At 66.9% G+C, this 17,071-nt stretch carries 9 protein-coding genes; 3 read left to right on the top strand and 6 right to left on the bottom strand.

Annotated elements, in window-relative coordinates:
* Nucleotides 1-30: 30 nt before the first annotated feature.
* The 3 genes from JL37_RS28860 to JL37_RS28850 all read right to left on the bottom strand — a co-directional run bounded on the left by JL37_RS28860 (nt 31) and on the right by JL37_RS28850 (nt 10,389).
* Complete coding sequence (locus JL37_RS28860; RefSeq protein ID WP_043548715.1) at nt 31-1,371, bottom strand: aminotransferase class I/II-fold pyridoxal phosphate-dependent enzyme; 1,341 nt, start codon at nt 1,369-1,371, stop codon at nt 31-33.
* 7 nt (nt 1,372-1,378) lie between these two features.
* On the bottom strand, nt 1,379-9,001 hold the full coding sequence (locus JL37_RS28855) for a type I polyketide synthase (protein ID WP_043548713.1): 7,623 nt from the start codon (nt 8,999-9,001) through the stop codon (nt 1,379-1,381).
* A gap of 791 nt (nt 9,002-9,792) precedes the next feature.
* Nucleotides 9,793-10,389 (bottom strand): alpha/beta hydrolase, encoded by a 597-nt coding sequence (locus JL37_RS28850; RefSeq protein WP_043548874.1) that lies wholly within the window; start codon nt 10,387-10,389, stop codon nt 9,793-9,795.
* Between the two features lie 314 nt (nt 10,390-10,703).
* On the opposite strand from JL37_RS28850, the gene JL37_RS28845 reads away from it, so the two are divergent.
* From JL37_RS28845 to JL37_RS28835, 3 genes are all read left to right on the top strand, one after another.
* Nucleotides 10,704-11,831 carry a branched-chain amino acid ABC transporter substrate-binding protein gene (locus JL37_RS28845; protein ID WP_043548711.1) on the top strand — a complete coding sequence of 376 codons (1,128 nt, stop codon included), beginning with the start codon at nt 10,704-10,706 and terminating at the stop codon, nt 11,829-11,831.
* A gap of 148 nt (nt 11,832-11,979) precedes the next feature.
* Nucleotides 11,980-12,681: a response regulator gene (locus JL37_RS28840; RefSeq protein WP_043548709.1), complete on the top strand. Its 702-nt coding sequence runs from the start codon at nt 11,980-11,982 to the stop codon at nt 12,679-12,681.
* Entirely contained in the window at nt 12,674-13,966 is a 1,293-nt protein-coding gene (locus JL37_RS28835) for an ATP-binding protein (RefSeq protein WP_043548708.1), read from the top strand. The genes JL37_RS28840 and JL37_RS28835 overlap by 8 nt, the downstream gene beginning before the upstream one ends.
* 36 nt (nt 13,967-14,002) lie before the next feature.
* Here the strand turns inward: JL37_RS28835 and JL37_RS28830 are convergent, their stop codons facing one another.
* From JL37_RS28830 to ugpA, 3 genes are all read right to left on the bottom strand, one after another.
* The gene (locus JL37_RS28830) at nt 14,003-15,091 is read right to left on the bottom strand and encodes a sn-glycerol-3-phosphate import ATP-binding protein UgpC (RefSeq protein WP_043548706.1); all 1,089 of its coding nucleotides are present in this window, start codon (nt 15,089-15,091) and stop codon (nt 14,003-14,005) included.
* Nucleotides 15,092-15,158: 67 nt separating this feature from the next.
* Complete coding sequence (gene ugpE, locus JL37_RS28825; protein WP_043548704.1) at nt 15,159-16,010, bottom strand: sn-glycerol-3-phosphate ABC transporter permease UgpE; 852 nt, start codon at nt 16,008-16,010, stop codon at nt 15,159-15,161.
* A gap of 21 nt (nt 16,011-16,031) precedes the next feature.
* A complete protein-coding gene (gene ugpA, locus JL37_RS28820; protein ID WP_043548703.1) occupies nt 16,032-16,913 on the bottom strand; it encodes a sn-glycerol-3-phosphate ABC transporter permease UgpA in 882 nt (293 codons plus the stop codon).
* Between the last annotated feature and the right edge of the window lie 158 nt (nt 16,914-17,071).

Below are 17,071 nucleotides of genomic sequence, written 5' to 3'. Positions count from 1 at the left end.
ATATTCCAATTTTCTCTAAGGGCCTGCGCATCATGTTGCCGTGCGCAATAACTCAATAGTGCGCAGCAATTGCTCTTCAGAGTGTTGGCAGGAAATGAAGAAGCGCAACCGCGCCGATTTTTCCGGTACTGCGGGGTAGAGGATCGGTTGCACATTGATGCCGTGAGCGAACAGCTCCGTGGCTAGCCGCGTCGCCTTCAACGAACTCCCCGTAATCGCCGGCACCACGGCGAATCCCATGCTTGTGCCGGTATTAATCCCCGCCGCTTTCGCCTGCTCAAGAAAAAACTTCCCCCGCGCCTGCAGCGTCGCAACGCGTTCGGGCAATTTCTTCATCTTGCGCAGCGCCTCCAGCGACGCAGCCGCCACACTAGGAGGCATGCCGACGCTATACAGGAACCCCGGCGCCAGGAACTTCAAATGTTCCACCAGCGCCGTTTCACCGGCGATATATCCGCCGCAGCCAGCCAGCGTCTTGCTGAGCGTGCCCATCCAGATATCGACGTCCTTGCCGTCCATGCCGAAGTGTTCGCGGATGCCATAGCCGCGCGAGCCCATGACGCCCAGGGAATGGGCTTCGTCGACCATCAGGAAGGCGCGGTGGCGCTGTTTGATTTCAACGAAACGGGGCAGGTCGGGGTAATCGCCGTCCATGCTGTAGATGCCTTCCAGCACGATCAGCACGCGTTCGAATTGATGCCGCTGGTCTTGCAGGATGGCGTCCAGGGCTTCCCAGTCGTTGTGGCGGAAGGGCAGGCGGCGGGCGCCGGATAGCTGAATGCCTTGCAGGACGCTGTTGTGGATCAGTTCGTCGTGCAGGACCAGGTCGCGCGGGCCGAAGAGGTAGCCGATGGTGGATACGTTGGTGGCGTGGCCGCTGACGAAGGTGACGGCGTCGTCCACGCCGTAGAGCGAGGCGAGCTCGGTTTCGAGTTCGCGGTGCACGGGGCGTTCGCCCGAGACGAGGCGGCTGGCGGAGACGGACGTGCCGTAGCGATCGATGGCGGCCTTGGCCGCGGCGATCACGTCCGGGTCGCCGGACATGTTCAGGTAGTTGTAGCTGGCGTAGTTGATGTAGCCGTTGCCGCCGATCTGGGTGGCGGCGCCTGCGGTGCCTTCATGCAGCTTGAAGAAGGGGTTTTTGATGCCCAGGCGGCTGGCGCCGTCGTTGATGATGCGCAACTGCTGGTAGCCGGGATGCAGGTGGAACCGGTAGTGTTCCTCGGGGATCTCGGCTTTCTTTTCAGCGGGGCGCGCCAGCGCCTGGCTGGAGGGCGCGGCGGCCTGGCGCAGTTTGCGTTCCAGCGCCTGCTGGATGAGTTTGTCCTTGATGCCGGCGGCAAGGCCGGGCAGCTTCTTTACGGTGCTCAATTCTTGTCTACTGAATCATGCGTTGCTTGGGGAGGCTGCCGTTGAGTTTGATCTCGTCGACGAATTCCGAGACCGAGCTGGAGGCGACCTCCGCGGCGTGGTGCGCGACGACCTGCTGCACGCTGGCGGTAACGGCGTCGGCGGCGTCGCCGTCGTGTTCGTCGCGCAGCAGCAGAACGAGCTTCTCGGCGAGCTTGGCGGGGGTGGGGCTTTCGTTCAGCGCCATGACGGGCAGGCGGATGCCGAAGCGGTTCTCCAGCGCCACGACCAGTTCCACGCCCATGAGCGAGTCCAGGCCCATGTCGTAGACCGACCGGGTGGCTTCGATCTTGTCGGGCGCGACGCGCAGGATCTCACCGATCTCGGCCTTGAGCATTTCGGTGAAGCGTTCGTGCAGGGCCTCGTCGTCCAGTGTGGCGAGCAGGTGCGCGATGTCGTCCGAGCCGCCGTCGTCTTCGCCGGCGTCGCCGGCCCGGCGGGCGATGTCGGAGAACTTGGGCAGGCCGGCGGTGGGGAGGAAGCGGCTGAGCGCGCGCCAGTCCAGTTCCAGCACGCCCAGCCCGGACGCGTCGGCCGCCAGCATGGCTTCCAGCGCGTCCAGCGCGACCTGCGAGGCCAGGGCGCCGCCGCCCATGCGGCTTTGGAGGGCGTCCTTGATTTTTTCGTTGCGGGCCAGGAAGCCGACGTCGTCGATGGCGCCCCAGCGCACGCAGGTGGCGGGCAGGCCTTCGGCGCGGCGCTGCGCGGCCAGGCGTTCCAGCCAGGCGTTGGCGGCGACGTAGTTGCTTTGCCCAGGGTTGCCGAACAGGGTGGTGGCCGATGAGTAGAAGACGAACAGGTCCAGGGGCAGCGCGCGCGTGAGTTCGTGCAGGTGCTGGGCGCCCAGCACCTTGGCGGCCAGGGTGCGTTGGATTTGTTCGGGCGTGGCGCTGCGGGCTAGGCCGTCGTCGATGACCACGGCGGCGTGGACCACGCCTTTCAGGGGCGGCAGCGTGGCCGAGGTTTCCTGCAGCAGGCTGGCCAGCGCTGCGCGGTCGGTGACGTCGCAGGCGGCCGCGTGGACGCGCACGCCCTGGGCTTCGAAAGCCGCGATGGCCGCCTGGGCGGTTTCGCTTGCGGGGCCGCTGCGGCTGATCAGGATGAGGTTGCGCGCGCCGCGGTCGGCCAGCCATTGCGCGGTGCGCAGGCCGAAGCCGCCGAGGCCGCCGGTGACCAGATAGGTGGCGTCGGCCGGCAGCGCCAGGCCGCCGGCGGTTTGGGAGGCGGGGTGATGGACGCCGCTGATGCCGTTGCGGTAGGTGACGACGATCTTGCCGATCTGGCGCGCCTGCTGCATGTAGCGGAAGGCGTCGACGATGTCGTTGGCGTCGAAGACGGTGTAGGGCAGCGGGTGCAGCGCGCCCTGGCGGAACAGGGCCATCATTTCCGCGAACAGGCGCTGCGTGAGGCCGGGGCGCTCGTTCATCAACTGGTCGGCGTCGATGCCGAAGTAGCTGATGTTGTTGCGGAACGGGCGCAGGCCGATGCGGGTGTTTTCGTAGAAGTCGCGTTTGCCCAGTTCCAGGAAACGGCCAAACGGCTTCAGCACGCGCAGGTTGCGGTTGACGGCTTCGCCGGCCAGGGAGTTCAGCACGACGTCCACGCCGCGTCCGCCGGTGTCGGCCAGGATCTCGTCGGCGTAGGACAGCGAGCGCGAATCGTAGATGTGGCGCACGCCCAGGAGGCGCAGCAGGTCGCGTTTTTCGTCGGAGCCGGCGGTGGCGTAGATCTCGGCGCCCAGGCATTGGGCGAACTGGATGGCCGCGATGCCCACGCCGCCTGCGGCGCCGTGGATCAGGATCTTCTCGCCTTCTTCCAGGCGCGCCAGGTGCTGCAGCGCGTAGTAGACGGTGAAGAAGGTGCTGGGGATGGTGGCGGCGGCCTCGAACGAGAAGCCGTCGGGGATGTGCGAGATGGCGCTGGGACGGGTCAGCACGCGGTCGCCAAAGCTGGCGGGGCCGAAGCCCACGACAGCGTCGCCGACGCTGTAGCCGGAGGCGTCAGGGCCGACGCGGGTGACCGTGCCGGAGAATTCGAGGCCCAGGGTGGGTCCGGCGAAGCCGTTTTCGATCGCTTCGTCGGACAGCAGGCCCAAGGCGTACATGACGTCGCGGAAGTTCAGGCCGGTGGCTTCGATGCGCACTTCCAGCTGGTCGCCAGCCGGGGCCGGGGCGGGGCAGGATTCCCAGCGCAGGTTGCGCAGTTGGCCGGGGAATTCGAAGCCCAGGCGCACGGCATGCGCCTCGGCGGCCCGCGCCGTATCCGGGGCGGGGCGCGGGGCGATGCGCATGCGCGGCGCATAGCGTTCGCCGCCCGGGGCAAGGAGGATTTCATCCTCGTCGTCCATGGACGTCAATTCACGCGCCAGGGCGTCGGCCATCTGGCCGGCCTGGGCCAATGGCAGGTCGACCATGCGGATGCGGAAATTCGATGCTTCGTTGGCCAGCGTGCGGCCGTAGCCCCACAATGAGGCATCGTTCAGGGCGTGCATGCCGGCGGCCTGCGGCGTTTGGCGCAGGTACTGCGCGGCATCCGCGGTGACAAGCCACACGGTGGCGGGCACCTGCGTGCGTTCGCAAGCCTGGATGACGGCCGCGGCCGTCGCGCAGCGGCGCGTTTGCTTGGCGAGCAGCTCGTCGGGCGTTTCGTGAGCGTCGGCCCAGGCCAGGCCGTCGAGGTGCACGACGTGCGCTACCGGCTCCGATGCGTCGCCGGCCAGCAGCAGGGCGTCCAAGGCCTCGGGCGCGGCGCCAGCCACCAGGCGGACGTGGTGTCCGGCCGCGCTCAGGCTGGCTTCCAGGGCTTGCGCCAAACCCGCGCCATGTTCAGGGTTCTTGTCGCCGAGGATCAGCCAGCGGGCCGGCGCGGCGGCGGGGGCCTGCGCCGGTGCGGCGGCCTGGCCGGCGTCCAGCCGGGCGGTCAGCAGGTAGGCGCCGGTCGCGAGCGATTGCGTGAATTCCAGCGGATCGTCGCATTGCAGGCCCAGGGCCTGCAGTTCGTCCCGCCAGAAGCCGGCGGGCTGCTGGGTGGAAAGCTGTTCGCCTTGTTCGCCGGGCTGCCACCATTGCTGGCGGCCGCCGAAGACGAAGTCCGCCCAGGTGGCGGGGTGGGCGCCGCAGAACAGCAGCACGCCGCCGGCGCGCAGGCTGGCGCGGGCATGCTTGAGCGCGTTGCGGGCGGCGTCCAGCGTGTCGAATTCGCAGTGGAAGATGACCAGGTCGCAGCGCGGGACGGCGGCGTCGCCGTCTTCGGCGATGCGTTCGGTGCGGGCGTTGGGATAGCGCTCGGATTGCTGATGGCCGACGTGGTCCTGCATGTCGGCATCGGTGGACGCGTAGCAGTAGTCGGCCACGTTGAAGTCCAGCGCGTCGCAGCAGTTGAAATTGAACAGCGGCGCGGCCTGGCCGACTTCCATGACTGCCAGGCGCTGGCCGGGCAGGCGGGCCGCCTGCGCCTGCTCCAGCGCGGCGCGCAGCGCGACGCCCAGGCGTTGGCCGCTGGCGGCGCCTAGCAGGCTGCGGTTGATGGCGGCCGGGGTGGTGGCGCGAGGGCAGATCTCATCCACGGCCGCTTCGCCACGCAGCAGCGCGGGCAAGTGCAGGCCGATGCGGCCGACGGCGTGGACGATTTGCGCGTAGTCGGGGTATTCGCGCAGCAGCGTGTTCCAGATATCGGTGGCGCCGCCTTCGCCGCCGTCATCGGCAGGCAGTGCGATGCCCGTGGCTTGCGCTTCGACGTAGCCGGCCGCCGTCAGGCGGCCGATGACGTATTGCAGCAGCGGCGCGGATTCCGGGGTGTGGCGGCCAAGCTCGGTGATCAGAGCCTGCGGCACAAGCCGGCCGTCGGGGGCGATGACGCGCAAGGCATCGAGCGCGAAGCTGTCGCAGAGGCTTTCCAGCAGCGGATCGACTTCGTCCGCGTAGCGCGCATGCGCGCCGCCGGCCATGCACTGGGCGACGGCTTCGGCCAGCGCGGCGCGCAGGCCTTCGTGGTCGACCGGATTGGGGCCGAACGGGGCGTGCGGGCGCGGGATGGCGGCCGTGTCCAGGAAGCTCAGGTGGTCGGCCGCGGCCTTGCGCAGGCGGATGCTGCGGAAGCGGGCCTGCTCGACGGCGGCGATCTGCACGCCTTCGGCGTTGTAGAGCTCGAAACTGGCGGTGAGCGAATGCGGGGCGCGGCGCTCCAGCCGCACGCGCGCGGCGGCGGGCTGGCCGGCGTTGGCGCGCAGGCTCAGGCGGCCGATCTTGGACGGCACGTAGGCGATGCCCTGGCCCATGGCCGGGTCGTTCCTGAGCAATTGAATGATGAGCTGGAAGGTGCAGTCCAGCAGGGCCGGGTGCAAGTGGGTGGCGTCCAGGTCGGCGGCCAGGCAGGCGTCGGCCTGGAGCACGGCCAGCGCGCTGGTCTCGGATTCCATCCAGCCGTGCTTGACGGCGCGGAAGGCCGGGCCGTAGTCCAGGCCGACGGCGCGAGTCAGCGCGTTGTGGCTGTCGCCGGTGAAGTCGGGCGCGCGTTCGGGCAGGGTCAGCTCAGGCTGTGTCAGGCGCGCCAGGCGGGGCTCGCGCAGCAGGCGGCCGCTGGCGTGCTTGACCCAGGGTTCCGTGCTGCCGGTGTCTTTGGCGTTGATGCGGAAACGGCCGTCGCTGTCGTCGAGCTGCAGCCGCAGCACTTTGCTGGGCGCGGCGTTGAGCAGCAGCGGGGCATGGATTTCCAGTTCTTCGAGTTCGGCGCAATCGGCGCTGCCGCCTTGCCAGCGCAGCGCGGCTGCAAGCGCGATCTCGGCGAAGCCGGTGCCCGGGAAGACGACCGCGTCGCCGACGACGTGGTCGGCCAGCACGGGGTGGGATTGCGTGTCGAGCTGGTTTTCCCAGCTGTGCTCATGCTGCTGCATGGCGTAGCCCAGCAGCGGATGCGCCATGCGCCGCGTGAGCAGGCCCAGGGATTCCGAGGTGACCGGATGCCAGTGGCGCTCGCGCTGCCAGGGATAGGTCGGCAGGTCGACAAATGGGCCGACCCAGGGGAAGAGCGACGGCAGGTCCAGGTGGCCGCCGCTGACGATGACCTGGCCGGCGGCGTTCCAGATTTTTTCCGGATCGTCGCCGCCGCGCGTGGCGGTGCTGAGCACGCGGCCCTGCATGTCGGCGCTCTTGAGGGTGTCGTTCAGGTAGGAACGCAGCACCGGGTGCGGGCCGATTTCGACGTAGACGTTATTGCCTTCGCCGGCCAGCTGGTTCGCGGCCTGCTCGAAGCGCACGGCTTCGCGCACGTTGCGCCACCAGTAGCCGGCGTTGAGTTCCGCGCCGTCCAGCAGCGCGCCGGTGACGGTGGAGTAGAAGGGCACGTCGCCCGCGCGCGGCTGGATGTCCGCCAGCGATTCGCGGATGCCGGCCTCGATGGCGTCCATGGCCGGGCTGTGAAAGGCGTAGTCCAGGTCCAGGCGGCGGTAGAACAGGGATTGTTCGGCCAGCTCGGCTTCCAGCACGGCCAGCGCGTCGGGCGAGCCGGCCACGGTGGCGCCGCGGCTGCTGTTGAAGCCGGCGACGCAGACGCTCGCGCCGAGGTTGTGCTGGGCGATCAGCGCCAGGGCTTCTTCGCCGCTGATGCCCACGGCCGTCATGCGGCCTTGGCCCTTGGTCTGACCTTGCAGGCGGCTGCGCTGGAAGATGACGCGGACTGCGTCCGGAAGGGACAGCGCGCCGCATGCCCAGGCGGCGGCGACTTCGCCCACGCTGTGGCCGATTACCGCGGACGGCACGACGCCGCGCTGCGCCAGCATGCGGGTGATGCCGACCTGCAGCGCGAACAGGGCGGGCTGAGCGACTTCCGTGCGTTCGTAGCGGTCGTCGCCGTTTTCGCCGGCCAGTTCCTTGCGCAGTGAGAAATCGGCGTACTGGGCGAACAGCGAGTCCACTTCGTCGACCGCGCTGGCGAATACCGGGTCGGCCAGCAGGCGGCGCCCCATGTTGGCCCATTGCGAGCCGTTGCCGGAATACACCAGCACCGGGCCGCTGGCCTTGGGCAGGGCGCTGCCGGCGACCACGCCGGACGTGGAATCGCCGCTCTCGGCGAACTGCTGGAGCAGGTCTGCGACGGAATTGCACTGGGTGCCGAACACCACGGCGCGCTCGTTGTGCCAATCGCGGCGCATGGCGGCGTGGTAGGCGGCGTTGTACAGGAACTTGGCGGGCTGGCCGCGCAGGGCTTCGGCCATTTCGCCGGCCGCGGCCCGCAGGGCCTGGACGGACTTGCCCGACACCAGGACCGGGATCGGGGCGGTCTTGGCCATCTTGCCTTCGGCGGCCGCACTTCTCGGCGGGGGGCTTTCCAGGATCACGTGGGCGTTGGCGCCGCCGAAGCCGAACGAGTTCACGCCCACGACCAGCTTGCCGGCGGGCCGCAGCTTGCGGTTCTGGGTGACGACGTCCAGGTTCCAGTCCTGGAACTGGATCTTGGGATTGAGGGTCTTGATGCCGATGGTGGCGGGCACCTCGCGGTGCCGCAGCACGTACAGCGCCTTGACCAGCCCGGCGACGCCCGAGGCGGCCTCCAGGTGGCCGAGGTTGCTCTTTACGGAACCGATGGGCAGCGGCGCGTCCTTGCCCCGCTGCTGGGCCAGGGCCAGCCCGATGGCGCGGGTCTCGATAGGGTCGCCGACGGCGGTGCCGGTACCGTGGGCTTCCAGGTAGTCGATGTCGGCGGGCGAGATGCCGGCCTGCTCGTAAGCCTGGCGCATCAGGGCGGCTTGCGCGTCGGCGCTGGGAACGGTCAGGCCGGACTTGCGGCCGTCCGTGTTCACTGCCGTGCCGGCGACCACCGCCAGGATGTTGTCGCCGTCGGCGACCGCCTGGTCGTAGTCCTTAAGCAGGAACATGCCGCCGCCTTCGGAACGGACGTAGCCGTCGCCGGAGGCGTCGAAGACGTTGCAGCGGCCGCGCGGGGACAGCATGGACGCCTTGGTGAACGTAATGAAGCCGTAGGGATGCAGGTGCAGGCTGACGCCGCCCGCCAGCGCCTGGCTGCATTCGCCGGATTGGATCGCGCGGCAGGCCTGGTGAAAGGCCACTAGCGAGGACGAGCAAGCGGTGTCCATGGCGATGCTGGGGCCGCGCAGGTCGAAGAAGTACGACAGGCGGTTGGCGGCGATGCTGGCGGTGTTGCCGGTGGCCATCGACGCATCGACGGCGCCCAGGTCTTCGGCCAGGCGATAGGCGTAGTCGGCGCTGGCGATGCCGATATAGACGCCGCAGTTGGAACCGCGCAGGGTGGATGCCGGAATACCGGCGTTTTCCAAGGCTTCCCAGCTCATTTCCAGCAGCAGGCGCTGCTGCGGATCCATGAGCGCGGCCTCGCGCGGAGAAATGCCGAAGAACCCCGCATCGAATCCGGAAACGTCGCCAATGGAGCCGGCGGCGAAGGTGTAGGCGGTGCCGGGATGATCTTTGGCGGGATGCAGGTAGGCGTCCGCCGACCAGCGGTCATTTTCGACCCGGGTCACCAGGTCGCGGCCTTCCAGGAGGGCCGGCCAATAGCTGTCATTGGTGGTGCTGGGGAACCGGAACGAAAGTCCGATGACGGCGACGCGCTTACGCATGCAGAGTCCTTCTGATCCCGCCAGGCAGGGGCGGGCGATAAGAAATGGCGATTGAGTCGAAACGGGTTCCGGGGCCGGATGAGGCCCCCGCGCCGCAATGGTGGGCGCCGACGACTATCGGGAGAGCGGAAAGCCCATGCCGGGGATTCAGGCGTGGGCGGTCTCGTCCAGGATGATGGGGTGATCCCGTCCGCCCGTCGGTGCCAGGGTTATGACACGGGCGGGGCTGCTGTTGCGCCATGGCTGGGGCGCATTGATATTGCTCTGCGTTCTCATTTCTTATGGTGCCAATCTTTCGCCGGGACACGAGCGGCGCCGCCCGCGCTTTATAAATACGTAAAAGGCAGGGAACTACTCCGGGACGGCCGCCGTGACATTTAGATGAATATAGGGGGATTTTACTGTATGTATCGGATTCAGCCGAATTGGACCGATTTGGGCGACAGTATTGAGTTTCCCCGAGTGTAGAGCGCTCGAAAGCTGTCATTTCCCTGTCCCCGATGTTCCCGGTCGCTAGGATATCAATCAGTTGTAACTTATCTGGCGCAAAGTTAGTCAAAAAGCTTCTGGGCGGCGCGTCGGCGGGTCTTGCGCGGACTAAACCTGAAAGAAATGCGGGAACTGATTAACAATTGTGGCAATTCTCCGTAGAGGTATTGTTGCAAACGCCACGATCAGTCTGTAATTGCGTGCAATACCCGGGCGGAGGGATGCCTTAAAGAATGTGATTCCCGCGCGGAAGGACCGCGGAGGCGCCCGAAGAGGGCGGTCCGGCCGGAGGATGCCCGCCGCTACGACGGGTCGTAGAGCGGAATGGGAGGGATGCGCTTGGCGGGCGTGGGGATGCGCCAGGTGGCCCGGCGGCGCAGCGCTCCAAGCAGTTTCAGGCCTTGGGGCCAATCGCCCAGGCCGCTGTCTGCATTGATATGCCCCGCATCGGGCAGGATCACGATGCGGCTGCCCCAGTCGCCGGCGAAGGCGCGGGCGCGCTCTAGACGGCAATAGGGGTCGTTGTCGCTGGCCACGACGACGCTTTGATATGGCAGGGGCTGGCGAGGCATGGGCGCGAAGCCACGCAGGCAGACTGGCGCGTCGGTGCGTTCCACATCGGCCGGCGCCACCAGCAGGGCGCCCGCGACCTTGGCGCGCAGAGGCACCGGCAGCGACGCACTGATCACGCAGCCCAGGCTGTGGGCGATCAGGAGGACCGGGCTGCGCGCCTGATTGACTTCGGCGGCCAGCGCCGCGAGCCATTCGGCGGGCGCCGGATGCTCCCAGTCGCACTGTTCGACGCGGCGCGCATGGGGCAGCAACGCCGCCCAGCGCGATTGCCAGTGTTGGGGCCCGGAGTTTTTCCATCCGGGAACGATGATCGGTTGGAGTCTCATGGCGGCCATGATGCCGCGCCGCCTTAGTAACGCAAACGAATAAATCGTCTTTTGCATATATGGCGCCGGGTATAAGCCGGAGGGTGAATGATTGCGGCGGCGCAATAAGAAAATGGCCGCGATGTCAGCTCGGAACCGGCCCGAAAACCATTATTTTTCAGTGTATGCTTGCCGTGCAATCGCAATGCCACCGGGCGTGACCAGGGCCGAACCACCGTGCAATGGGCAGTCCTGCAGGCGTGCTGGGCCTGGAAACGATCCGGCGTCCGCTCGGTGCACAAACTAACGATTACAAATCATTAGAGGAGTCCAACATGAAGCCAGTATTCCGTCTGACCCCGGTCATCGCCGCGCTGGGCGTCGCCGCAGGGTTGGCGTTTGCCGCGGGAGCGCAGGCGCAGACCATCAAGATCGGCGTCGTCGGCCCCACCACCGGCGCGGTCACGCAGTATGGCGATATGGTCCGCGAGGGTGTCGACACGGCTGTCGAACGCATCAACGCCGCTGGCGGCGTCAATGGCAAGAAGCTGGAAACCGTGGTCATCGACGACGGCTGCGAGCCCAAGCAGGGCCCGGTCGCCGCCAACCGCGTCGTGAACAGCAAGATCGGTTTCGTCGTGGGCCACGTGTGCTCGGGCGCCACCATCGCCGCCGCGGACATCTACAACAATGAAGGCGTGGTCATGGTGACCCCGTCGGCCACGTCGCCGGCCCTGACCGACGGCAAGAACTACGAGTTCATCTTCCGCACCATCGGCCGCGACGACCAGCAAGGCCCCGCCGCCGCCAAGTTCATCCTGGACAAGATCAAGCCCAAGAAGGCCGCCGTGCTGCACGACAAGCAGTCGTACGGCCAGGGCATCGCCACCGCGGTCAAGAATGACCTGGAGAAGGGCGGCGTGCCCGTCGCGATCTTCGAAGGCATCAACGCCGGCGACAGCGATTATTCCGCCGTCATCACCAAGCTGAAGAGCCAGGGCGTGGACTTCGTCTACTACGGCGGCTACCACCCCGAAATGGGCCTGCTGCTGCGCCAGGCCGCCGAGCAGGGCGTGAAGGCCAAGTGGATGGGTCCGGAAGGCACGGGCAACCCCGACATCAACGCCATCGCCGGCGACGCGGTCGAAGGCATGCTGCTGACGCTGCCGGCCGACTTCACCCAAAACGCCGCCAACGCCGACATCGTCAAGGCATTCGAAGCCAAGAAGCGCAACGCCAGCGGCGCCTTCCAGATGACGGCCTACACGGCCACCCAGGTCATTGCCGACGGCATCAAGGGCGCGGGTACCGACGATCCGACCAAGGTCGCCAAGTACCTACACGCCAATTCCTTCGATACCCCGATCGGCAAGGTGTCCTGGAACAAGCAAGGCGACCTGACGAACTTCCAGTTCGACGTGTTCGTCTGGCACAAGGACGGCTCCAAGACCGTCTACAAGTAAATCCAGGCGGGCTGCAGGCCCGTGGCGGCGGCGCAAGCCGTCCGTCGTTGAACGCCAGGCCGGGCCGGAAGCGATAGTCTTCCGGCCCGGTTTTTCATTGGCGCGCGCGTAGAATGCGGCGCCATCGATCCTTTTTGTCCGGACTCCCATGACCAAGGCCTTGTTAGTCGAAGATGATCCGAAACTGTCGCGGCTGATCGCGCAGTTCCTGGAGCAGCACGGGTTCAGCGTCGCCCAGGCCTACCGGGGCGACGAGGCGGTGGGGGCGTTCCGCCGGCACGAGCCCGCCATCACCATCCTGGACCTGATGCTGCCGGGGCGCGACGGCCTGCAGGTCTGCCGCGACCTGCGCGCCTTTTCCTCGGCGCCCATCCTGATGCTGACGGCGCGCGAAGACGACCTGGACCAGATCCTCGGCCTGGAGTCGGGCGCGGACGACTACGTCATCAAGCCGGTCGAGCCGCGCGTGCTGCTGGCGCGGGTCCGCGCGCTGCTGCGGCGGCACAGCCAGCTGGACGAGCCGCCGGAACGCCTGGAATTCGGCCCGCTGGCGATCGACCGGCGCGCCCGCGCGGTGTTCCACGCCGGCGCCGAGGTCGACCTGACCACGATGGAGTTCGAAATGCTGTGGGCGCTGGCCAGCCAGGCCGGCCAGGTGCTGACGCGCGACGACCTGCTCAACGCGGTGCGCGGCATCGAGTTCAATGGGCTGGACCGCAGCGTGGACGTGTGCGTCAGCAAGCTGCGCCGCAAGCTGGACGACGACCCGCGGGATCCCGCCCGCATCAAGACCGTGTGGGGCAAGGGCTATCTGTTCTCGCCCAGGGCGCACGAGGGCGGCGATGCTTAGGTTCGTGCTGCGGCTGTTCGTGGTGCTGGCGGTGGGCTTCGTCATCTCGAATGAAGTGGTGGACAGGTCCGCCAACTATTTTTTCGAGCCGGTCAGCGACGCCTACACGCGCGAAGCCGTGCGAGGGCAGATCCACAGCCTGGTGCAGGAGCTGGGGCGCGTCGCGCCCGCCGAGCGCGAGGGGTATGTGCGCGACGAGCTTGCGCCGCATTACGGACTGGCCCTGAAAGTGGCTTCCGCCGACAGCTACGGCGCGAGCGAGGATGAGCGCGCCCAGATCGCTTCGGGCACGTTCTTCGTGCGCGACAAGATGCAGACTTTCGTCGCGGCGCTGCCGGGCCCGGGCGATCAATGGCTGGAAGTCAGGCTGCCGCCGGAGCCGCCCGTGGGGCCCTGGGTGATGGCCGCCGTGTATTCGGCGCTGGCGCTGCTGCTGTGCGCGTTCATGCTGGTGTGGGCGTTGCCCACCTGGCGCGACCTGGAAGCCCTGAAGACGGCGGCGCAGCGCATGGGGCAGGGCGATCTGCAGGCGCGCGCCCGGCTGTCCCGGCATTCCAGCATCCGCAATCTGGGCGAGACGTTCAACCAGATGTCCGACCGGATCAGCGCGCTGATCGGCAACCAGCGGGACCTGACCAATGCCGTCTCGCACGAGTTGCGCACCCCGATCGCGCGCCTGTCTTTCGAGCTGGACATGATCGATCGGGAAGAAGACCCGGCGGCGCGCAAGCGCCTGGTAGAGGAAATGAAAAGCGACGTGGCCGAGCTGGACGGCATGGCCTCGGAGCTGCTGATGTATGCCCGGCTGGAGCCCACGGGCGACGGCGTCGCGCTGCAGCCACAGGACGCGCGCGGCTGGCTGGACTCGGTGGTGCAGCACGCAGGGTTCGAGGCCGAAGCCTCGGGGGTGCGTTGCGAGGTCGCGCTATGCCAGCTGCGCGAAGTGCACGTGCACCAGCGGTACATGACGCGCGCATTGCTGAATCTGCTGCAGAACGCGATCCGGCACGCCGGCGGGCTGGTCCAGGTAAGCCTGATCGGCGGGGCCGCGCGGGAGTATGTGCTGATCGTGGACGATGATGGCCCGGGGATCCCCGCCCCGGACCGCGGGCGGATCTTCGAGCCGTTCATCCGCCTGGATGAGAGCCGCGACCGGGGCACGGGCGGCGTGGGCCTGGGGTTGGCGATCGTAAGCCGCGTGGCGCGCTGGCACAACGGCTCGGTGCAGGCTTCCGAGAGCCCGCTGGGCGGCGCGCGTTTCGTGATCAGGTGGAAAACCGCCTGAGGGCGCGCGCTGCGCCGCCCTCGGGCGGACGGGTTCCTACAGGCCTTGCACGCGGCGGCCCGTGTCGGGCTCGAACCAGTGCAGCGGGTGGCGGCCGTCGGAGCCGACGTTCACGCGGGCGCCCACCTTGGCCGACGATTCCGACAGCTGGCGCGTCGTGCAGCGCACGACCAGCGTCGCCTTGCCGCAGCGGCAGTGGACCAGCTGCTCGGAACCCAGCGTTTCGACCATTTCCACTTCCGCCGGCACGCCCTGCGTGTTCAGCAGCATGTGTTCGGGTCGCATGCCCATGATGATCTTGCGGCCGCGGACCTGCGCGGGCACTTCCAGCGGCGAAATGTCCAGCGCGATGCCGTCCAGGCTCTGGACCGTGCCGTCGCCGGCCACGTTCACTTCCATCAGGTTCATGGGGGGCGAGCCGATGAAGCCGGCCACGAAGGTCGAGGCGGGCTTTTCGAACACCTCCATGGGGGTGCCGATCTGCTCGGGCACGCCCTGGTACATGACGATCATGCGGTGAGCCAGCGTCATGGCCTCGACCTGGTCGTGCGTCACGTACAGGCTGGTCGTGCCCAGGCGGCGGTGCAGCTTCATGATTTCCAGGCGCATCGCCACGCGCAGCTTGGCGTCCAGGTTCGACAGCGGCTCGTCGAACAGGAAGACCTTGGGCTCGCGGACGATGGCCCGGCCCATGGCGACGCGCTGGCGCTGGCCGCCGGACAGCGCGCGGGGGCGGCGGTCCAGCAGGTGGGAGAGCTCCAGGATCTGGGCGGCCGCGTCCACGCGCTTCTTGATCTCTTCTTTGGAGAACTTGCGGATCTTCAGGCCATAGGCCATGTTCTCGAACACGGTCATGTGCGGGTAGAGCGCGTAGTTCTGGAACACCATCGCGATGTCGCGCTCGGCGGGCTCGAGGTTGTTGACGACCTTGTCCTCGATGAGGATGTCGCCGCTGGTGACGGTTTCCAGCCCGGCGACCATGCGCATCAACGTGGATTTGCCGCAGCCGGATGGGCCGACGATGACGATGAATTCGCCGTCCTTGACGTCCATGTCGATGCCATGGATGACCGGGACGTTGCCGGCGTAGGTTTTCTTGACGTTGCGGAAGCTGAGAGTAGCCATGTGTTATTCGTGTTCGGAGTCGTGTTCGGGGGAGGCGGCCAGCGCTAAGGCGCAGCGTGGGTGGGCGTCATTTCTCAGTGTCGACCAGACCCTTGACGAACCATTTCTGCATCAGGATGACGACCAGCGCCGGCGGAATCATGGCCAGCATGGCGGTAGCCATGGTGATGTTCCATTCGGTCACGCTGTCGCCGCCGCTGATCATCCGCTTGATGCCGATGACGACGGGATACATGTCTTCCTGCGTGGTGATCAGCAGCGGCCAGAGATACTGGTTCCAGCCGTAGATGAACTGGATCACGAACAGGGCCGCGATGCTGGTCTTGGACAGCGGCAGCAGCACGTCGCGGAAGAAGCGCAGGGGGCCGGCCCCGTCGATGCGCGCGGCTTCGATCAGTTCGTCCGGCACGGTCAGGAAGAACTGCCGGAACAGGAAGGTGGCCGTGGCCGAGGCGATCAGCGGCAGGGTCAGGCCGGCGTAACTGTTGAGCAGGCCCAGGTCGGCCACCACCTTGTAGGTGGGCGCGATACGCACTTCGACGGGCAGCATCAGCGTGACGAAGATCATCCAGAAGAAGAACATGCGGCCCGGGAAGCGGAAATACACCACCGCGAAGGCCGAGAGCAGCGAGATGGCGATCTTGCCGATGGAGATCGCCAGCGCCATGATCAGGCTGACGTACATCATGCGGCCCACGGGAGCGCCCGAAGAGCCGCCGGACGAGCCGCCGAACAGCGCCTGCATGTAGTTGTCGACGAAATGCTTGCCGGGAATGAGCGACATGGGCGCTGACGCCACTTCCTGCGCGGTCTGGGTGGACGCGACGAAAGTGACGTAGAGCGGAAATGCCACCATCGCCACGCCGCAGAGCAGGATGAAGTGGGCCAGAATATCCAGCCAGGGACGGCGTTCAACCATTGTTTGTAGCCTCGGACAAAATCAATACTGCACTTTGCGGTCGACGTAGCGGAACTGCACGACCGTCAGGGCAATCACAATGAACATAAGCACCACCGACTGGGCCGCGGACGAACCGAGATCCAGGCCGCGGAAGCCGTCGCTGTACACCTTGTAGACCAGGATCGAGGTTGCGGTGCCGGGACCGCCCTGCGTCGTCGTGTCCACGACGGCGAAGGTATCGAAGAAGGCATAGATGATGTTGACCACCAGCAGGAAGAACGTGGTGGGCGAGAGCAGCGGGAAGACGATGCTCCAGAACCGGCGCGAGGGGCTGGCGCCGTCGATCGCGGCGGCTTCGATGAGCGAGCGCGGGATGGACTGGAGGCCGGCCAGGAAGAAGAGGAAGTTGTACGAGATCTGCTTCCATACCGCGGCGATCAGCACCAGCAGCATGGCCTGGTTGCCGTCCAGGCGCGGGTTCCAGTCGACGCCGGCATGGCGCAGGGCCACGGCCAGGATGCCGACCGAGGGCGAGAACAGGAACAGCCACAGCACGCCGACGACGGCGGGCGCCACGGCGTAGGGCCAGATCAAAAGCGTCTTGTAGAGCCCGGCGCCGCGGATGACGCGGTCGGCCATGACGGCCAGCAGCAGGGACACGCCCAGGCCGACGACCGCCACCAGGACGGAGAAGACGGCAGTGACGCGGAAGGAATCCAGGTAGGCCTGTTGCGAGAACAGGTCGATGAAGTTGTCCAGCCCGACGAACTCGGAGGACAGGCCGAAGGCGTCTTCCAGGCGCATGGACTGCCACATGGCTTGTCCGGCGGGCAGGAAGAAGAAGACCACGGTAATGATGATCTGCGGCAGGAGCAGCAGATAGGGCAAGGTCTTGTGCCCGAATACAACGCGTTTTTCCATAGGGGGAACCCAAGGTACAGAAAAGCGGCGGTTGGAATCACCGCCGCCTGAAACCGCATTCGCAAAATACGATAGGCTTAAAGCCCCAAAAAAACCAGGGCCTTAAGCCTTGCGCCGAACATGCCAAGTCCTTGTCGCAGCATGGAAAATGCCGATTG

Source organism: Achromobacter sp. RTa, assembly GCF_000757485.1.
GTDB lineage: Bacteria > Pseudomonadota > Gammaproteobacteria > Burkholderiales > Burkholderiaceae_B > Achromobacter.
Note: the sequence above shows the minus strand (reverse complement) of the source record. Positions and strands in the feature narration are given on the sequence as shown.

What these genes read in the sequence shown, in the direction of transcription:
- ugpE (WP_043548704.1), bottom strand. Translation starts at nt 16,010, where the DNA reads ATGGTTGAACGCCGTCCCTGGCTGGATATTCTGGCCCACTTCATCCTG.
- JL37_RS28840 (WP_043548709.1), top strand. Translation starts at nt 11,980, where the DNA reads ATGACCAAGGCCTTGTTAGTCGAAGATGATCCGAAACTGTCGCGGCTG.
- JL37_RS28855 (WP_043548713.1), bottom strand. Translation starts at nt 9,001, where the DNA reads ATGCGTAAGCGCGTCGCCGTCATCGGACTTTCGTTCCGGTTCCCCAGC.
- JL37_RS28850 (WP_043548874.1), bottom strand. Translation starts at nt 10,389, where the DNA reads ATGAGACTCCAACCGATCATCGTTCCCGGATGGAAAAACTCCGGGCCC.
- JL37_RS28845 (WP_043548711.1), top strand. Translation starts at nt 10,704, where the DNA reads ATGAAGCCAGTATTCCGTCTGACCCCGGTCATCGCCGCGCTGGGCGTC.
- JL37_RS28835 (WP_043548708.1), top strand. Translation starts at nt 12,674, where the DNA reads ATGCTTAGGTTCGTGCTGCGGCTGTTCGTGGTGCTGGCGGTGGGCTTC.
- ugpA (WP_043548703.1), bottom strand. Translation starts at nt 16,913, where the DNA reads ATGGAAAAACGCGTTGTATTCGGGCACAAGACCTTGCCCTATCTGCTG.
- JL37_RS28830 (WP_043548706.1), bottom strand. Translation starts at nt 15,091, where the DNA reads ATGGCTACTCTCAGCTTCCGCAACGTCAAGAAAACCTACGCCGGCAAC.